This is a genomic window from Paenibacillus sp. J22P59, from assembly GCF_059383895.1.
In genome coordinates this window covers 201,260-219,389 of sequence record NZ_JBXENX010000001.1, presented here as the reverse complement: position 1 = coordinate 219,389, position 18,130 = coordinate 201,260, and the positions used below count along the sequence as shown (strand labels likewise).

Genomic DNA, 18,130 nt, shown 5'->3' with positions numbered 1-18,130 from the left:
TTTTTTACAATTTTATTCAGAGTTCAAACAAAAGCAGCCCGCCCTCGTTTGAGAAGGGACTGCTTTTGTTATAGCGGCCTATAATTCAGGTATAACAACTATTTCTTCTAATCTCTAACTATTTTGAGGCATCTCTTTTTTGCCTTAAGCTTTTTTAGGTGCCCATAAAGATTCAATCTCTTCCAGTGACTTCCCTTTAGTCTCTGGAATCACGCGCCAAGTGAATAGGAACGTAATAAGCGACATGAACCCGAATATCCAGAACGTAATAGCCGGGCCAGCAGAAGCAAGCATCGGAGGAAAGGTCTGAGACACGACATAGTCAGCAGCCCATAGCGCCATGGAAGCTATCGCTGTCGCTATACCGCGAATGCGATTAGGGAAAATCTCAGACATCACGACCCATACAACCGGCCCTAACGATACGGCAAATGCGGCTACGTACAAGAGGATAAAGATTAAGATTAAAGGACCTGATGTATTCCCCGATTGGAAAGCGATACCGATTACAGCCAGACAGACCGTCATAGCCGAAGAGCCAATGAGCAATAATACTTTGCGTCCAACTTTATCAATCAGCCAAATAGCGAGAAAGGTGAATGCAAAGTTAATAAAGCCAACAAGGATGGTCTGTGTTAAGGCAGCATCTGTACCTGCACCTGTCTGCTTGAAAATTTCCGGCGCATAATACATGACCGCATTGATTCCTGTAACCTGCTGAAGGATCGCCAGCCCTACCCCTACAATAAGTGCTAATCGCAAGGTGGGACTAAATAATTCACGGATCGATCCCTTCTTTTGCTTGAACGATTCTTTAATCTCCAATACTTCCTGCTTAGCCATGGTCTGCCCATGAATGCGAACCAATATCGGCAGGGATTCTGCTGCTCTTCCTTGCTTGATCAACCATCTTGGGCTTTCGGGTACAAAGAACAGCAGTACCAGGAACAATATCCCCGGAATAATACCAAATCCGAACATCCACCGCCAAGCAGTAGAAATATCCCAAGCATCATCACCAAGACCGGCAATCCACAAGTTAATGAAATAGACTAGGAAAATCCCAGTAACTGTAGCTAGCTGATTAAGTGCCACTAATCGTCCCCGATATTTGGCCGGCGCGATCTCTGCGTTATACAGCGGGCATAATGTCGAAGTAATACCAATACCGATTCCGCCAATAATACGTGCAATAATATAGCCATTGAACGTATCCGGAATCGCCGAGCCTATTGAGCCGATAATGAATAGAATGGCTGCTGCGATCAATATTTTTTTCCTGCCATATTTATCGCTCAATATGCCAGCGCCTGCAGCACCGAATATACAACCAATAATTAAGCTTGATACCGCCCAGCCTACTTGAATCTCGTTCAAATCGAAGCGTTCTTTCATGAAACCAATCGCGCCCGATACAACAGCTGTATCGAATCCGAATAACAATCCGCCTATTGCGGCTACCATGGACACCAAAGTTACGAACTTCATACTGACTTGTCGTTCACCTTGATTTGCTATTTTTGCGTTCATCTTATGTCCCTTCCGACCTGTTCTGCCTTCCAACGAGTCCGTGTTATTCCTAACAGAAAACTGAGACTAATTGTACCATGTGCGTTATGCGTACAACGGATCAAATCCCTTCACTTATTTGTGTTATGCCAGCATAATATTAACGTCTGCCCCGATACCCATTACTTAGAGGGGGGGACCTAGCATATTTTCTCCTTATAAAAACAAATTAGTCCATGCAGCGCTGCATGGACCCCTATTTATGTAATTGTATCCGGTACTCAGAGGGCGTTACTCCGGTTACCTTTTTAAACACTCGGCTGAAATAGTTAGGGTCCTTATACCCCACCAAATAACAGACTTCCTTCATGCTGAGCTGACTATCCTTCATCCATTCCTTCGCCTTCGCAATGCGTAAACTCGTCACATAATCGATAAAGGTCTCTCCTGTTTGCTGCTTGAATACTTTACTGAAATAATAGGGATTCAAATGAACATGCTCAGCCACATCCTCAAGAGAGAGCTCTTCCTGAAATCCTTCTTGAATAAAACGTACAGCACGATCGACCATATGGTGAGTTCGTTGCTCACGCTCCTCTCGTATTTGTTGGATCGCTACCTTTACGTAGGCTCCTTCATGTGCTGAGGCAAAGCTGGGTAATGACGGAGCCGCATACTCTTCTATTCCAACTTGAGTCCCTATATTCAAATCCTCAAAGGAGCGCATGCTTCCCCATTTATTCTCATAAGCAGACGCAAAGACAGCTTCAAAGTAGGATCGCCTGATGCCCTCTATACTCCCTCCTACTGAACCAACTCCTATACAAATGATAATGCCATACTGTTGCTGGAGAGATTCTATTAGAGCTGGACCGATTGCCGCCACTTGTTTTTTGACCGTATCCCCTATACCTCTCTCCTGCTCGAAGAGGAAAATCACCATATGACTGTGGAGCATAGAGCTGACAACTGCCCCTCCTCTCCACTTGGTCACGTCCTGCGTTACTTTTTTTACAGTCTCATATATCCTCCTCTTCTCCTCCCCTAATTCTGGGAAGGCAAGGACAAGTGCGCAGCCTCTTTCTATAGACAGCTCAAGAATATCAGCAAGCTGCTCCACTTCCAGCTCATTCACCTGATCAGACATGAAGTTCAGCGCAATTTCCGTTTCTGCCAAAGGAAGCAATTGAGAGAGCGTATCCCGAATTGCTAGCTGCTCCTCCCTTTTTCTATGCTCTTGATCAATCTCCATTACAAGCCGCTGCAGCAGCTCTACGATCTGGGTTCGCTTGGCTGGCTTAACGATATATTCTTTCACTCCAAGAGAAAGGGCTTCCTTCGCATACTCGAAGTATTCATAGGCAGTAACCAAGACCATCTTCACATGCGGGTTATGGGCTTTAATTTCCTTGAGCGCCTCCAGACCTTGGATTCCTGGCATTCTAACGTCCATCATAATAATATGGGGATGAAATTGTTCTGCCTTATGGATCGCAATGCGGCCATTCTCTGCATGGCTAATATCAAAAGTATCGGGCATCATTCGAGTAATAATCCACTCAATGCCTTCTCGCTCCAGCGCCTCATCATCAGCTATCAGTAGACGATACATGCCCTCCTCCCTCCTTGTCTGCAGTTGGAATACGCAGGAGAACCGTCGTTCCCTTGCCGGGTTCACTATGAATGCTTATCATATCCTTTTTGCTATAAAACAATTCCAATCTTTTGAATACATTACGTGTACCCAGACCAGTAGAATGCCCGTTTCTGTGGCTTGCTTCACCTCTTGGAGCATTCGTCGAATCGTAATGCAGCAACGACTGTCGAACCTCCTCCGTCATGCCGATTCCATTATCGGATATCTCGATCCATGTCTCATAAGGTTTGCAGGCAATTGCCAGCTTAATGACCGCCCCTGCCTCCATCCCTTCAATTCCGTGCACAAAAATATTTTCCAATATCGGCTGCAGCGTTAGTACAGGGACAAGCACATCCAGCCCCGCTTCCTCAATCTCGGTTTCGAACCGAATGCGCTCACGAAATCGGGCTTGCTGAATAATAAAATATTCTTTGGCCTGCTCAACCTCATCTCTGAGCGTTACCGGGCGATCCAGCTGTCGAAGATTGTACCTGAGCAGATTAGACATGGATACGGTAAGATCACTCGTTCTTTCTGCACCCTCAAGCAAAGCAAGCTTCGCTATTACATTTAGGGAATTAAAAAGAAAATGGGGATTCATCTGATTTTGCAATACTTCCAATTCCAGTTCTTTGACCAAGCGATCCTTCTCCATCCCTTCTTTTTCTGTCTTCATTAGCTTTTTTAAATTTTCCTGCATATGTTCAAGAGCATCCGCTAATATGCGAAACTCATTGTGGGCATTCAGTTTGGGAGGCACAGCTTCCAAATGGCCCTCGGAAATATGCTCAGCCGTTCGTACCAACTGCTTAATCGGTCCAATAATTCGAAGGGATATCCAATAAGCAAACCATACACTGATGATCGTATTGAGAATAAATACAGCTACTCCCCAATTATTCATCACTTTCGTCTGCAGCAGTATTTGTCTATAGAACGGCTGGTAATAGCTTAGCTCTAGATCAATGAGATGATAGGCTTCCTCCTGCATATAAGCAGCTGTGTGCTCCGCCTCAGTATAATAAGCCGCATAAGCCAGTGGCGATGGACTATTCAGGGCCTTTATTATTCCAGCTTCTTGTACCGCGAACGTATCCAACATATTGCGGAAGCTTCGAACGGTGAGTTCACTGGGTGGAATTGTCTTAAGCGCAGATAAGCTAGACTGTAAATCCCTCAGCTTCTCGCTTTGTTCCTCATAAATCTTCAAGCTGCTATCGCTGCGATTCATCAAGTAAACATTGATCGCACGTAAATTATTGTGCATTTGCTCATCGATTTGCTTGAATAATATGACGCGGTCAAGCATTCTATTGTAGCTTTGCTGTACGGTTCTTCCACTCTGAAAGATAAAGAACGATACGCCATTATTCAGAATGAACAGCAGCGGGATAACAATCAATAGCATTCTGCGCATATTCATCTGCTGTTCGTACGTGCATGCTTCTGCTCGTTAGCCAGAATCGTAGTGGGAATGAAATGCTGGCCAGAAACCTTGCCTGTCTTAAAAAAATGATCTAATAAGCAGATCGCTGTGGAGCCTATCACTTTCGGCTGCTGCACAATAGATGCTGCAATCTCTCCCCGACCGATGCTTGTTCGAGTTTCTTCCAAATCATCAAATCCATACACTCGCACACCTTCCTTATGTATCGACTTTACTGCTTCTACTATGCCTGCCGCATCTAAAGCGCTCAACCCCACCATCGTTCCGATATTCTCATATTGACTCAGCATCGCCTCAGCCTGTTTTGCAGCTCCAATACGAGAAATGTTGGACGAGCGAACGTCAACAATCTCGAAACCAGCAGCATTTGCAATAATAGAGCGAAACCCCTCCAAGCGAAGCCGTTGATTATCCGCTAATTCACTGCCGATCATCACGCCAATTCTGCCATTTCCGGCTGCATCTCTCACCACTAGCTTTCCCATTTTTCTGCCCGCTTCAAGATTATCAGAGCCAATGTAAGCAAGCCGCCGACTGCTCTCTTCATCGGCATCTACAGTCAATACCGCTATACCTAGATCTATCGCTTTATTAATAAGCAGAGCATAATTTGCATCGGACAGTCCCTGCACCATTATCGCATCCGGCTTCGCCGCTATGGATTTGCCCAGCAGCTTGATTTGGTCTGTGGGATTTATTCGAATTGGCCCCGTGTAATCAATCTTCATTCCTAATGAGTCCGCTGCTTCCTTTGCCCCTTGCTCCATTAATCGCCAGAATGGGTTGTCCAGCTCTTGTGCGATAAGCACCACATGCTTAACGGATTCCGTCTTCGCTGAGCTCTGCTCAATTTGCTGTATCCAATGGTCTACTCTCCTCGTGGAGGAGAACAGCTCGATTAGAAAAAATCCGAAAATAATAACAAGCACAACCAGACCTACTGACCATTTTTTATTCGACATCAACATTCACCCTTCAGCTCAGACATTGGCCCCCCTATTGATCTGGTCTGCTTAAGACGGGAGACAGGTTTAGTATGCAATTAACCGAGTCCACCTATTATCTATTCTTTTCACAAACACCATCGGAGCTGAAAATAAAAAAAGAGCGCCTGCGAATAATCTATTGTCATAGATTATCTGCTGGCGCTCTTCTTCAGGAAGCGTCTTAATTATTGTTAACCAAATAAATCAATTGCACAAGATTGCCTTCTACTCGATAAGTCATGAAGAGCATGTAGAAGCCTTTTTCTTCATTAGAAAGATCTATCGTAAAGGTATCTGGGTTCGCTGCCCATTCATTCACATCAAATATGATTTCTTTGAACGTTTTATTATGCCTCATGCCGGCGGAATAAGGGATAACCTTATTACCGTCTACTCCTTTAACCGCATTCTCCACTGTAACAATCGGACCCTTTACTTCCTTCATTTCAACCATCTGTGGATCAGCGATCAGGTTCGCCAATTTCGTTAAGCCCTTCAGTGGCGAGAAGTCCGTAATCTCACTCCCCGTAACATCCAGAGTAACCAAGTTTTTGGCATGCTCAAGCCCTGCAAGAGATCTCACTCTACGTGAATCACTAGTTAAGCTGGTAAGCTTGAGCATATCTCCCAGTGTCAATTCACCCGTTACGCCCAATGTTTTCATAATCGAATCTTTTAAATAGCTGTCTTGAACAGTAATGACTTGGTTGAAATCAATTTCGACCAACCCTTCGATCGCCTTTTTTAATGCCAGCTCTGCTTCATCTATTTCCCGTTGGGAAGCTTGCTTGTTAGCCAGCACTTCTTCAGCTCTCTTCATGCTCGTTGTGAAGCCTTCCAAGCTTTCTGCGGTATAAATCTCTGAATTAATTGCTTTGGCAGCTTCAAGCGCTGCTGCTAGATCTACGGTATACAGCCTGTCCGCATTGGCAAAATGAAGCTTCGCATCTCCCCATGTCGCATGGTCAGAGCCGTTGCCGTTCCCTCCATCTGTAACGACCAGCTTGAGCTCTTGCGCACCGTTAATATCGACTTCGATAAATTTCTGCGGGTCTCTGGAATTCATTAGACCACTATCAAACCTCTTGTCTCCGTCTACGTATACTTCAAAGGTAACCGAACCGATAGTGCCATACATATGTCGATCAACACCAACGAAGGAAGTGAAATAATCATAGTTTTTGTTGCTGAGATCATACACGATCGTAGAGTTGGAATGCGCTCCAATTCCGCGCTCATAGCTGACCTCACGATTATTCTCGTCCGTTAGCCTTAGCGCTTTCGCACTGATGGCTAGATCCTTCAGCGGTGAAGCATAGCTATTAGTAGTAGACTTCCAATCATAGTCGGTAAGGTACTTGGCGTCCTCCATGTTCACAACGGCTATCGTTCTTGTCTTCGTTGCCGTATTTCCGTCACTATCCGTTACGGTATAGGTAATTGCATATTCCCCTGCTCTATTGAAGTTTACCCGTTCTTCACCTGCTACTCTTACTTGGGAAGTCAAGTCGCCATCTTCAGCATCCGTTGCGGAATAGGTACCGCCCACCTGAATTTCTTGGCCTAACTTAGTTGATCTAGACGGCGGTATAATAAGCTCTGGTGTATTGTTCAAGCTGATAAACTTGGCATCACCGAAGCTTCCATGATCGGAAGCATTCCCATTGCCTGCGTTGTCCACAATAAGCTGTAATTGTTGAACGCCTTTAACCGGAATTCGAACGAGAGCCGCCTCCGTGCCGTATTTCATCAGCCCGCTGTTATAGACCTCTTGTCCGTCAGCTACAATCTTGAATATAATGCTTGAATTGTTCTGCTGCGGGATATTCCGATCGACACCTACATACGTTTCAAAATATTCGTAGTTCGCATTGGCGAGATTATATACGATTTCTGAGTTCGCATGCGTACCGATCCCTTTTGCAAATTCCTTATTTTCACCATTCACCAGCAGCTTAATCGTATCGTTAGTGCTAGATCTATCTTTTCTGACAACATTATAATCCGTTCTTGCTGTTTGCCAATTCAGATCACTCAAATATTGACTAGCACTGTATACAACGATCGTTCTTGTCTTGATTGCCGAATTTCCGTCACGGTCGGTTACCGTGAATTTCACTTGATAAGTACCTGTTTTGTTCGTACGGAAACCGTTCGTTTCGACTTCCATTTGCGAGGTCAAATCCCCGTCCTCTTTATCAAACGCCTGTACATTTTGCCGCACATCAAACTCGCTGCTGAGCTTAATCCATGTCGTCTCTTCTGGTACAGTAATGACAGGCTTGCTCGACTCCTTCGTGAGCTTCGCGTCTGCCCATACGGTGTGATCAGATGAATTTCCATCTTTGCCTGCATCTGTCGTTACAAGCTTGATTTCTTTTGCACCTGTAACAGGAATCTGTACAAATTGATGCTCCGTGCTTGCCAGGAATACATCGCTTGCCCATTTTTTCTCCCCATCTACATATACTTCAAAAGTAGCGGAAGAAGGTTTCCCTTTCATCGCTTGGTCGATGCCGATATAGCTCTCAAAGAAATCATAGCCTTTACCCTCAATCGAATAAATGACCTCAGAATTCGCATGTACGCCTATCCCCTTGGCATAGGTTGCTGGAAGACCTTGTCTAAGTAATGTGATGATTCCACCTGCTGGAGCTTTATCCTTCTGTAGCTGGTTCCACCCGACACTTGCTGATTTCGCTTCCATATCCGACAGATAGGCAAAGTCACTCGTCACCGTAACCTTTGTCGTTTTGGTCTCGGTTGTCTCACCGCTTCTAATTTCATAGACAAGCGTGTAGCTGCCTTTTTTCGTAACGTCAACAGTATTCGATTTCACCACTACTTGACTCGTGATATCTTTACCTTGATAGTTAGTGGCCTTTACATAATTCATTGGATCAAAAGCTTGATGCAGCTTCAGCGTAACTTGGTCTTCAACAGACAGCGCAGGCTTGAACGCCTTAAATTCTACAGGCTTCAGCGCTTGCAGTTTTTTATCGTAGCCCACAATTTTATACGTATAATTTTGCGTAGGATCAATGCCTTTGTCTATGAATTGCTCTGAACCTGTAAAGCCAACTAATTGATTGTTTCGATAGATTTCATAGCCTAATAAATCAGCCTTAAAAGCCTTATCTATGCTAAAGCTCAGCGTATTCGATTTGGCAGTCGCGTTCGCAGTAATACCCGCCGTAATGGCTGCTTTGCCGCCTTCTATGCCTGTTCCTTCATAGTTAATGACCGAGTTATTCAAATACCATAGCGGCTTGGAAGCGGGATACTTCCCAACCTTCTCCCTTGTCTCAGCATTAACAGTGAAGCCATGGCGAGCGAAGAAGCTGCTCAAATCCAAACCTAGCACTTCCGAAGAAAATTCAATTAAATATTGCTGCTTGGAGTTATCACCATTCGGCAAAGATACCTTGCGTTCCCGATATAGACTATTTAGCTCCGCCCAATAGCCGGGATGCGCCAGCTCCAATTGCCAATAGGCTCCTAGCCTTGCGCTGAGCGACTGCTGATCCATCGCCACTTTATTTTCTTCAATCACATAGTTATAAATCTCTTCGAACGGTATCCGATTATCCATAGAATCATAGGCAATCGACATGAGCATAGCTACCATGTTATTCGTAATTTCGCCATATTCCCGCTCGCCAACAGCCATCCGATGCCCGATCTCATGAGTCAAGCCCCAGCCTGGATATACTTTACTGAAATCCTCTAGCATCAACCCTACTTCTCCACGCTGGATACCCGTATGGTCACCCGCTGCATACATGAAGCCGTATGGCTGCATCAATCTTACATTTTCTCGGATAAGCTTAGGATCATGCTGCTCACTTCGTCCATCCAGACCATAGAAATCAAAGTTTTTGTCTATCCAGTAGTCATAGCCGGTCAAAGTATCCATTGGGCTCAGACCTTGTGTAATAAACTTGTTGTAGGCATCCGTAGCCGTTCCCGTAAAGATAATCCGGTCGCTGACCATCTCGACCACGTCTATTAATTGGCGATCTCGAATGTTCGGGTGCGCCGCCTTGTCCTGGTCTACTCTTTGTTTATAGGCAGTCAAAAAGGCTTTGAATTGCTCGGGGTCCGTATTCTTCGTCATAAAAGGAATTTTCTCGACGCCTTCGAAACGAATACGAGGGGCTTTTCCTTGCTCTTCAGACGTATAGGGATTGACGATATATACCGTTCCGCCTTTCGTCACTTCATTCGAATAAGCGCTGTTGGTTGGAATTTCAGGTACTGTAATCGTGTTTTTACCCGGACGCAATTGTACGCCTCTTGCCCAGCTCGACCAAGAGCCCTCCTGTTGCGAGAATACTAGAGAAGGCACTTTCGCAGCAGACTCCACATCTACATAGACATTAATTTGATCGCCTGGCATAGCCACGAATCCGGTAGATTGATTGTTAGTTCCAAAGCCGAATCGTAGATTTTGCTGCGCATGCTTCTTCATATCCCCATGCTGCTCGGCTTGAATAGTCATCCCTTCCATATTGATTTCGCCACTAACGATCTTTTTAGCCAATTCTATTTGCTCTCTTAATAGAGAATATAGCGGATGGGCTTTCGCCGCGTCCTCAAGCGCTGCAATTGTTGCTGTACTATTATAAGCTGGTGTAACAGCACTCATCGTTCCATCTGTGAACAGGTTGTCTACCTGATCACTGACCGGATCTTCTTTGTACAAGGCAAATTCCGCTGCACTCGCCCAATCCTGATTCGCTTGCTTGAATACGAATTTCAATCTTTTAAAGGCAGTTGGCGCGAATTGAATCGCCACAATATCTCCCGTTGAGCCTTTATATTCACCAGTAGAAACGAGAGTAAAGTTGTCACCTTCATCCGTAGCTGAGCTGTAAATATCAAATTGCTGAGCGAAGCCTTTCCCTTTGGCACTGGATTGCCTAGCTGCATAGATAACGCGATTCAGGATCGTCTCCTCATTCAATTGGATAACGACTTCGTTCGTAAAGCTGGCAGAGTTAGGCTTGCCCGTTTCCCAATGGGTATCCATATTTCCATCAATAGCCTTATTTATTGCAGAGTTTGGATAGTTCCCGCCATTGCTTTTGATTGATTTAATATTCGTAGTGTTCATTTTGAATACTTCATTGTACGCTTGGAGAATTTCTTTGCCATATAAATCAAAAGGAGCTACAGAGGCTGCGCTTGTTGCACGAGCTTGGCTTACCAATACGTTTTTCGCTCCATTTGCTTGATGCAGCTCACTTGCTAACACATAACCTGTCTCACTGGAAAAACTGATTAGCATCGCTGCTGATGTGGCGATCGCAATCATTTTCTTCATACTTTTCTGCCCCCTGATGAATGATAATTCCAAACCACTGACTTAAAATAGGCGCAAAAAAACTACTCCATAAGAGTAGCCTGATTGTGAATAAAGCTGCATAGAAAAAAGACTCCATTACCTCAGCAGCTTTAAAAAACAAAAAGCGTCATACACTCTTTGGCAGCTGGCTGACATCGTTTTGCAACCTTAGTCCCTTTAGCTTTGCGTCCCTACATTTCCATAGGTTTGCCTATTCAGTTTGGAATACAAACAAACAATACCATAGTTTTATGTATACTGACATGAATATTTAGTAGCATATCCAAATAGGTATTTCAGATTATATTCAATAATTATTCAATAAACTATAATAAATATTACCATTAAATTAATGAATACTTCCAATTTATATAAAAAGATTATAAATCATTAATGTGCGTAACCAGGTTGCGCCCATTTTCTTTGGAGGCATAGAGTGCTTGATCTGCTTTCTTCACGAGCGTTGCGTCAGAATCTATAGGGGTAACGGTAGCTATGCCTATACTCACTGTCAGCTTCCCTGTTTCCCATCTAGAATCCGCTACTGCATGCCGTAAGTTGTCAGCTATCGCCTTTGACTCTTCTATATCTGTGCCAGACAGGATAAGGACAAATTCTTCTCCACCATACCTGGCCGCCACATCCTCTTGACGAGCATGGGACTGTAAGATTTGCGCCAATTTTTCCAGAACCTGATCGCCTGTCTGATGGCCCCATGTATCATTCACATGCTTGAAGTGGTCAATATCTACTATAAACAGAGAAAATGGCGTCTGTTCATCTCTATATTTCGCTATTTGTTCTTCCAGTTTCTCTTGAAAAAATCTTCGATTCTTCAGTCCCGTGAGCTTATCTGTTATAGATAAGTTCACGAGAATCGCATTAATTTCCATCAATTCAGCTTGCTTCTGCTCAATCTCCATATGAATTTGTTTCAGCTTCTCAAGTGCTTGATCTTTTTCCCAATAAGCTTCTTCAATTTGTTTCTTTGCAGCCCGAAGCTCCAGCTCATAGTCCATTCGTTTGCCCATTTGGACCAATACACAATCAATCATCTCTATACCGTTATTCTCATACCTTCGCCCATTCACGATAAAAGGAATCGCTTCTCCTTTATGATCCTTCAAGCTTAGAAGCATCTCTTCTACATGCCCATTAAGCTGTATGTACGGATAAAAGTAAGAATGAAAAATAAGCTTATTTGCCGTAGACATAATAGATTCCAAATGCTTATGCACCAGGTCCTCCCGATGATATCCCATCTTATCAAGAAAAGTTTGATTCACAATCGTGATCATTCCTTCATGTGTAATAGAGATAAATCCACATGGCGCATAGTTCAGCCGTTCATTCATTCGCATAAATCCTTTCACAGATTCTAATCTAGCTCATTTCAATAAAGATACTCATTGATGGAACTTATCGTTTCTTCCGGATGGCTGATATGAGGGTAATGCCCCTTTGCCTTCATTAGCTGCAACGTGCTGCCTGGCATATGCTGATGCAAATAATGCCCTACCTCTAGAGGAACGACACTATCGTCCGAGCATTGCATAATAAGTGTTGGAATAGTCGCTTTAGGCAAATCCACCCGATGATCGGACAAGAATGTCACTTCTGCAAATTCTCTTGCAATGACAGGATCTGCGGAGCTAAAGGTTTTCTCCAATTGCTTCGACAATTGAGGAAGCTCTGGATTATTCATCGCCAGTGGTGCCATGAAGCTAGCCCATCCAGCAAAATTCATCTCCATCATATCCAGCAGCTCTGTAATATCGCTTTTATCGAAGCCGCCGACATAACCATCATCATTCAAATATCGTGGAGATGGTCCGATCATAATCAATCTATCGAAATAATCAGGCCGCTCGATTGAGGCAAGCAATCCGATCATAGAACTAACAGAATGCCCTATAAAGATTACATTGGTAAGCTCTAATGATTCTATAACATCTAAGAGATCCTGCTTATAGCCGTGCAGTGTACGATATCTCTCCGTCGTATACGCCGTTAAATCTGACTCTCCTGATCCAACATAATCAAATAAAACGATTTTATATTTTCCCTCAAAGGCAGGAAGGATGAACTGCCACATGCTTTGATCACAGCCAAATCCATGGGCAAATAAAAGCGTGCGTTCTCCTGATCCAAACACCTTAACATTATTCCGAGCTGCAATCATCTATAACTCTCCTTCTCTATGAGGTTCTCTTCATTCTGAAGGGGCAACATGGAAATATCAAGTCTTATTCTCATTATGCTTCTTCAATAAGCTTTCGATGTTTACTCCATTTATAACTAGACTGCTAATATTACAATTCTCCAGCTTAACGTTCGTTAAATTACAATCGGAGAACAGGCCTTGTTGTAAATTGCAATTTGAGAATTGTATCGGAGTTTCATTATGCCTTACTTCCGGTTGGTTGGGATTACCATATCCAATGTTACTAAAATGTGCGCCGCCCCATTGTGCACCATGAATACCAAGCTCACTCAAATTAGCATCTGAAATTTTCAGCCCCGTCAAATTCACATCATTCATTGTCATGCCGCTAAAGTCACAGCATTCAACCGTCAGTTGCGCTGCACGGGTATATTTAAAGCTTGAAGCAGTCACATCAGAATTCATGATCGTCAGTTTTTCCTTCTCATGTTCTACTTTCATTTCTGCTACCTCCCATATGTAGGAACTATTCTTCCTTCCACTTTAGTATAGCATTGCCAGTCTGTCCACCCGCAGGTTGTCAAAGTAAAAACTCCGCCCCATTAGGGTCGGAGTTTTTGGTCTAATTTCTTTCAAATGCTAGAGCCTATTATTTTGTACCAGCAGCATAAGTCATGCCGCTTAGAATCTCATACGACAACGCAATATTATTCCGATTAATATTGATGTTCTCTGGCGTAAATTCGTGAGCAGTAAGCAAATAATAACAAGCTAATCCAACTTGCAGGTTTTGTTTAAGCGCTTGCAGCGTACTTAGGATGCCTTCTTGCCCATAGCCTGCTTTCCAGCGGAATTGCAAGTTTTTCCCCTCATCTTCTTGCTGCACATCTACAAAAAACGATGAAGTATTAGAGCTTGGACGTGAGAACTGGCCTAAAAAAGCATAGTCGTTGATGAAGCTATCCTCTTCGTAGCCGCTATTCGTATTGGATTTCAAGAAACCATCCAGTGCTCTGACCATTTCGGAGACAGCCGGTGCCTCTAAATTGCCAGGCTTGGCATTAGGATTGGCAGCACTATAAAATGTAGTAGCGATATACTGCAGCAGCTTCTCTTGATTTTGCTCTCTTAATACTTCAAGCGAAAGGCAAAGCAGGCCCGCCAGCTCCATATGATGACGAATCAGAATGGAAGCGCTATACAAATCCCCGCTATTTACTAAAACGATAATAGACTCTTCAAGATTTCTCATTTTGACAATACAGCCTTGGCTTAGCCCATGAATCCAGCAATTTATATCTTCAGGCTCAGCAATCAGAAGTGCATTCTGATCATTCTGTGACTGGCTATCATTCTGCCACAGGCGGCTCGGTTCAAAATAATGATTTAACTCTATATGATTGTAATGTTCTCGAATTCGATCAATATCCGTTGCTAGCTTGTTTTCTGCAATCGTTAGTTTTGGGATTTCTGAAAATTTCATATATGCCCTCCTGAGTAATCATCTATTTCGTAGGAACGATCTACCGAATTATCATATCACAATTATGGAAAAAAGTAGTCCCCCTTTCCATACTTTTGACAAGACTAAATTACTGCCTGTACCCGATGCTTTAACACCATTTCCGCTAAATTTCATTATTATCGTACTTTAATCACAAAGGGGACGGTCAAAACCTCACCCCCATATTGAAATTGCCCCCATAGCTTGTATAAGCCAGCCTTCGGAAATACCGTATGAAACATTGCATTGCTGTCTGAACTCATACTGTCCATGGCATGCACATGTACGTATTCCTTCGCTTCTGCATCTATAATCACACAATGTCCGCTCGTTCCTAGGAAAGGCTCTAGCTGAACGGCTTGACCCGTAGTTGCATCGCGATATTCCATATTCAGCATGGCCATCCCCCCGGCACGCAGCTCCTTCAGGCTCGGAGTTATGGATAAGGTAAATGCAAGCCCTCCTACTATTTTTGTATATGTCTCCTCTGCCACAAGCGGCATAAATGTCTGTGATGGCGCACGCTCCGCTAACAGCCACTGCTTATGAACCGTAACCCCTTGCCGATCCGGAACAATTTCAGTTACAAACAAGAAGTCCTCTTCAGGAGGCAGCGAAAGCTCCGTCCGAAAAACGCCTTTCCCTTCATATACTGGATGCACATGAGCAAAAAATTGCAAGTCTCGGCTTACGATTATAAGATGCATAAGCTTGGTCATCTCTTCGGTGAATATCTCTACAGGCTTCCCTCTAGGGTCAAGCACCCTTAGTATAAACGCCGAACGTCCATCCCCATCTGGCACATCCTCAATCTTCACAACATAACCTCGATCAGATATTTCTGCATTCGCGTCCTTCTGTATATAGGCGAGCAGCCCTCTCGTCGGCGGTTGAATATCTTTATTATACATTGGCGGCAGCGAGCAAGATGCCAGCAGAATCACGCTAGCGATAAGCAGCAGAGCAGCCTTGTACAATCTATATGTTGCTCTCATCCGTATTCCTCCGCGGGGGAGAGATAGCTAGCAAGCTAAGCGCAATAGAGACAAGAGCAGATTGGACAATAGATCCCGTCCAAACTTCAATTTCCCAGCCAATTTCCACCGTTTGCTGCATCCACCCATAATAGAGACTCCATAGTACGATTGGGATTGCCGCTGCAATGAAGCGATAAGCCCATATCCTGCCGGCATAAGGACGTAACCAGCGATACAGGCAGTCTCCAATCAAGCCCGCTGCTGCTGCGATTACAATAATAGGATAATGTCGAAATCCATCCAACGAGCTGTTCAATACGGTAATGATCACGAAAAATATCATCATAGTTCCAGAGGGAAGCGTCCAGCGTTTCATAAGCAATAGCAATGGAAGCATGAACTGTATCGTATTGATCAGAATATAACTTAGTCCTCGATATTCATTATTCGTAGCAATAAGCTGAAGACCATATTCATTCTGCATCCATTCGATATTCTCGCGGGAAGGCAGGTTGTAATGAAACGTCCACGCGTAGATGAGAAAAAAACCGGAGGCTGCCGCAGCAAGCGTTAACGATAAAAAGGCAGGAAAGAAGCGTCTCCAGCTTATTGACTGTGAATCCTCATGCTTGTATGCAGCTTGATACGGGCTCGATAACAGAAGAAGTGCGCCAATGAGAAGCAGCAGGTGCGGCGGGCTTAGAAGAGCTGCTGTATCCTTCTCAATTCCAAACAGGCTATGCCAGGTCATGTCGAGCAATCCTCCGACCAGGAAGATAATCACACCTGTAACGCCGAGCTTATAGCCAGTAGGAATGGATGCCTTCCAAGCTCCGCCAAATCTTTTTCTATTATTATAAACCAGATATACAATCCAGCTTGATGAGGCTAGGAAGCCTGCATATAAGATGGCATGCCAAGGCGTGAAAAACGTCTCCAGTACTTCATGGCGATGAGCATAGCCATCAACGAATATGCCTAGCAGCAGCCAAGCCCCGAACAAAATAGTTATATAGTGCTGACCTAGCGTTGCATGCCGTGAATTCTCTGCTTCTCCCATAATCGTAATTCGCGTATTCATCATGTCAATGCTCCCATCCGCAAAACAAGAATGGATGCTACTCTCCCTTCGCGTATTACGAACTCCAAAATAAGCTCATTCTCCTTATCGGCATAGCCCAGTACTTGAAAACCGTCTTGCTGTCGCTCCAGAGCATGCTCTCCGTATTGCTTCATTATTAAATTCTGCTCTGCGCCAATGCCTATCCCTTTCGCTGTCTCCTGTCCTGCCTTAATCGAATAACCTTGTAATTCGCTGCCTCGGAACGTATATTGATAATCTTCATAATCGAGCACCTTCTCCCCTTTGTCTGTCGTTGCTTCCATAACAGGCTCGCCCCGCTCTTGTCGAACCTCCTTCGCTGTTATCTCAAGTGTCCTTAGGCCACCCTTTTCTGCACCTAAATCCGTACTCTGCGTATGAACGTATACATCCGTTGGAACAATAGCGTCGTTATTGCTGCAGGCCCCCAGCATTAAAGCAACCCCTATGATGACCATGATCCATCTTAGCTTCATCCTTCTCTCCCCTTTTCCTTTTATTTCTCTCCTATCTCTCACTATTGGCTTGATCTATCAAAAAGGTTCAAAAAAGGAAATCCTGATACGTTAATTCTTAATATAAGAAGCCACCCCTTTTATGGAGTGGCTTCTTATAATCTCATAGTCAGGGTGCGAACCCCTCCTGGCTCAAATAAACTTGCTCCTCAGAAAATACTCGAATAAATCTATCATATATCTCACGGTAAGCGGATGGCTCATACCATTCCTCAAGATTAAGCTGCTTATATAATGAATGAATGCCCAGGCTATTGGTCCTTCGGCCTCCGCTGCCATCTCCATTATAATAATCGTCGATACAGACCCGATCGACCCATTGCTTTAATTTTGCAGGGAAATCAAGGCTGCTCGGCAATATCGGAGCAATCGTTGCTTGGACAGGGACACCAGCCTCCGCCAGTTGCTGCAAAGCTTTGAATCTCGCCTGAATGGGCGGCGCATATGGCGTGAAATGCTTGCGTATATCATCCCGATCCGTTTCCACCGTCATGCTTACTCGAACCCTGTCCTTGAAGAGCAGCAATACATCAATATCGCGAACAACAAGAGGGCTTCGGGTTTGGACAAGCAAGAAATTAGGAGGGTCCTCCAACATAACCTCCAGCAGGGATCTCGTTATTTGTTCCCGATGCTCAATAGGCTGATAGGGATCTGTACTGGATGACATGAATATCGTCATTTCCCCTTTCGCCTTGGACCTTCGAAGCTCTTTGCGGAGCAAATCCGCTGCATCCTGCTTAATATCTACCCAAGTTCCCCACTCCGCCTTGCGGAATATAGAGACCGGCATACGGCGAACATAACAATACGAGCATCCGAAGGAACAGCCCGTATAGGGATTCAGGGAATGACTGTATCCGGCAAGATAACCAGTCCCTTTATTCAACAATGTTTTCGGAAGCTTATAAGTAAATTCTGTAGTCATGATGCGCTCTCC

Annotated in this window: 13 protein-coding genes and 1 riboswitch; all 13 genes read right to left on the bottom strand. The window is 44.2% G+C overall.

Going from position 1 to position 18,130, the window contains the following annotated elements:
- Nucleotides 1-144: 144 nt before the first annotated feature.
- Nucleotides 145-1,530 (bottom strand): sugar porter family MFS transporter, encoded by a 1,386-nt coding sequence (locus tag AC50YO_RS01095; protein WP_494842208.1) that lies wholly within the window; start codon nt 1,528-1,530, stop codon nt 145-147.
- A gap of 235 nt (nt 1,531-1,765) precedes the next feature.
- A complete protein-coding gene (locus AC50YO_RS01090; RefSeq protein ID WP_494842206.1) occupies nt 1,766-3,121 on the bottom strand; it encodes an AraC family transcriptional regulator in 1,356 nt (451 codons plus the stop codon).
- Nucleotides 3,099-4,571 carry a sensor histidine kinase gene (locus AC50YO_RS01085; RefSeq protein ID WP_494842204.1) on the bottom strand — a complete coding sequence of 491 codons (1,473 nt, stop codon included), beginning with the start codon at nt 4,569-4,571 and terminating at the stop codon, nt 3,099-3,101. Before AC50YO_RS01085 ends, AC50YO_RS01090 begins: the two co-directional genes overlap by 23 nt.
- Complete coding sequence (locus AC50YO_RS01080) at nt 4,568-5,557, bottom strand: substrate-binding domain-containing protein (protein ID WP_494842203.1); 990 nt, start codon at nt 5,555-5,557, stop codon at nt 4,568-4,570. Before AC50YO_RS01080 ends, AC50YO_RS01085 begins: the two co-directional genes overlap by 4 nt.
- A gap of 205 nt (nt 5,558-5,762) precedes the next feature.
- On the bottom strand, nt 5,763-10,907 hold the full coding sequence (locus AC50YO_RS01075) for an NPCBM/NEW2 domain-containing protein (protein WP_494842202.1): 5,145 nt from the start codon (nt 10,905-10,907) through the stop codon (nt 5,763-5,765).
- A gap of 158 nt (nt 10,908-11,065) precedes the next feature.
- A riboswitch (cyclic di-GMP riboswitch) is annotated at nt 11,066-11,150 on the bottom strand.
- 158 nt (nt 11,151-11,308) lie between these two features.
- Nucleotides 11,309-12,283, bottom strand: a complete 975-nt coding sequence (locus tag AC50YO_RS01070) for a sensor domain-containing diguanylate cyclase (RefSeq protein WP_494842201.1) — start codon at nt 12,281-12,283, stop codon at nt 11,309-11,311.
- A 38-nt stretch (nt 12,284-12,321) separates the two neighbouring features.
- Nucleotides 12,322-13,110, bottom strand: coding sequence for an alpha/beta fold hydrolase (locus tag AC50YO_RS01065; protein ID WP_494842200.1), 789 nt, complete (start codon nt 13,108-13,110; stop codon nt 12,322-12,324).
- A gap of 57 nt (nt 13,111-13,167) precedes the next feature.
- Nucleotides 13,168-13,593, bottom strand: a complete 426-nt coding sequence (locus AC50YO_RS01060; protein WP_494842198.1) for a pentapeptide repeat-containing protein — start codon at nt 13,591-13,593, stop codon at nt 13,168-13,170.
- A gap of 148 nt (nt 13,594-13,741) precedes the next feature.
- A complete protein-coding gene (locus AC50YO_RS01055; protein WP_494842196.1) occupies nt 13,742-14,575 on the bottom strand; it encodes a hypothetical protein in 834 nt (277 codons plus the stop codon).
- Between the two features lie 158 nt (nt 14,576-14,733).
- Entirely contained in the window at nt 14,734-15,591 is an 858-nt protein-coding gene (locus AC50YO_RS01050) for a DUF8832 domain-containing protein (protein WP_494842194.1), read from the bottom strand.
- Nucleotides 15,575-16,657 (bottom strand): hypothetical protein, encoded by a 1,083-nt coding sequence (locus AC50YO_RS01045; protein WP_494842192.1) that lies wholly within the window; start codon nt 16,655-16,657, stop codon nt 15,575-15,577. The genes AC50YO_RS01050 and AC50YO_RS01045 overlap by 17 nt, the downstream gene beginning before the upstream one ends.
- A complete protein-coding gene (locus AC50YO_RS01040; protein ID WP_494842190.1) occupies nt 16,654-17,151 on the bottom strand; it encodes a hypothetical protein in 498 nt (165 codons plus the stop codon). Before AC50YO_RS01040 ends, AC50YO_RS01045 begins: the two co-directional genes overlap by 4 nt.
- A 148-nt stretch (nt 17,152-17,299) precedes the next feature.
- On the bottom strand, nt 17,300-18,118 hold the full coding sequence (locus AC50YO_RS01035) for an SPL family radical SAM protein (protein ID WP_494842188.1): 819 nt from the start codon (nt 18,116-18,118) through the stop codon (nt 17,300-17,302).
- Nucleotides 18,119-18,130: the final 12 nt, after the last annotated feature.

Excerpts from the sequence above, each read along its gene's own strand:
- AC50YO_RS01095 (WP_494842208.1), bottom strand. The coding sequence starts at position 1,530 with ATGAACGCAAAAATAGCAAATCAAGGTGAACGACAAGTCAGTATGAAG.
- AC50YO_RS01090 (WP_494842206.1), bottom strand. The coding sequence starts at position 3,121 with ATGTATCGTCTACTGATAGCTGATGATGAGGCGCTGGAGCGAGAAGGC.
- AC50YO_RS01085 (WP_494842204.1), bottom strand. The coding sequence starts at position 4,571 with ATGAATATGCGCAGAATGCTATTGATTGTTATCCCGCTGCTGTTCATT.
- AC50YO_RS01080 (WP_494842203.1), bottom strand. The coding sequence starts at position 5,557 with ATGTCGAATAAAAAATGGTCAGTAGGTCTGGTTGTGCTTGTTATTATT.
- AC50YO_RS01075 (WP_494842202.1), bottom strand. The coding sequence starts at position 10,907 with ATGAAGAAAATGATTGCGATCGCCACATCAGCAGCGATGCTAATCAGT.
- AC50YO_RS01070 (WP_494842201.1), bottom strand. The coding sequence starts at position 12,283 with ATGAATGAACGGCTGAACTATGCGCCATGTGGATTTATCTCTATTACA.
- AC50YO_RS01065 (WP_494842200.1), bottom strand. The coding sequence starts at position 13,110 with ATGATTGCAGCTCGGAATAATGTTAAGGTGTTTGGATCAGGAGAACGC.
- AC50YO_RS01060 (WP_494842198.1), bottom strand. The coding sequence starts at position 13,593 with ATGAAAGTAGAACATGAGAAGGAAAAACTGACGATCATGAATTCTGAT.
- AC50YO_RS01055 (WP_494842196.1), bottom strand. The coding sequence starts at position 14,575 with ATGAAATTTTCAGAAATCCCAAAACTAACGATTGCAGAAAACAAGCTA.
- AC50YO_RS01050 (WP_494842194.1), bottom strand. The coding sequence starts at position 15,591 with ATGAGAGCAACATATAGATTGTACAAGGCTGCTCTGCTGCTTATCGCT.
- AC50YO_RS01045 (WP_494842192.1), bottom strand. The coding sequence starts at position 16,657 with ATGATGAATACGCGAATTACGATTATGGGAGAAGCAGAGAATTCACGG.
- AC50YO_RS01040 (WP_494842190.1), bottom strand. The coding sequence starts at position 17,151 with ATGAAGCTAAGATGGATCATGGTCATCATAGGGGTTGCTTTAATGCTG.
- AC50YO_RS01035 (WP_494842188.1), bottom strand. The coding sequence starts at position 18,118 with ATGACTACAGAATTTACTTATAAGCTTCCGAAAACATTGTTGAATAAA.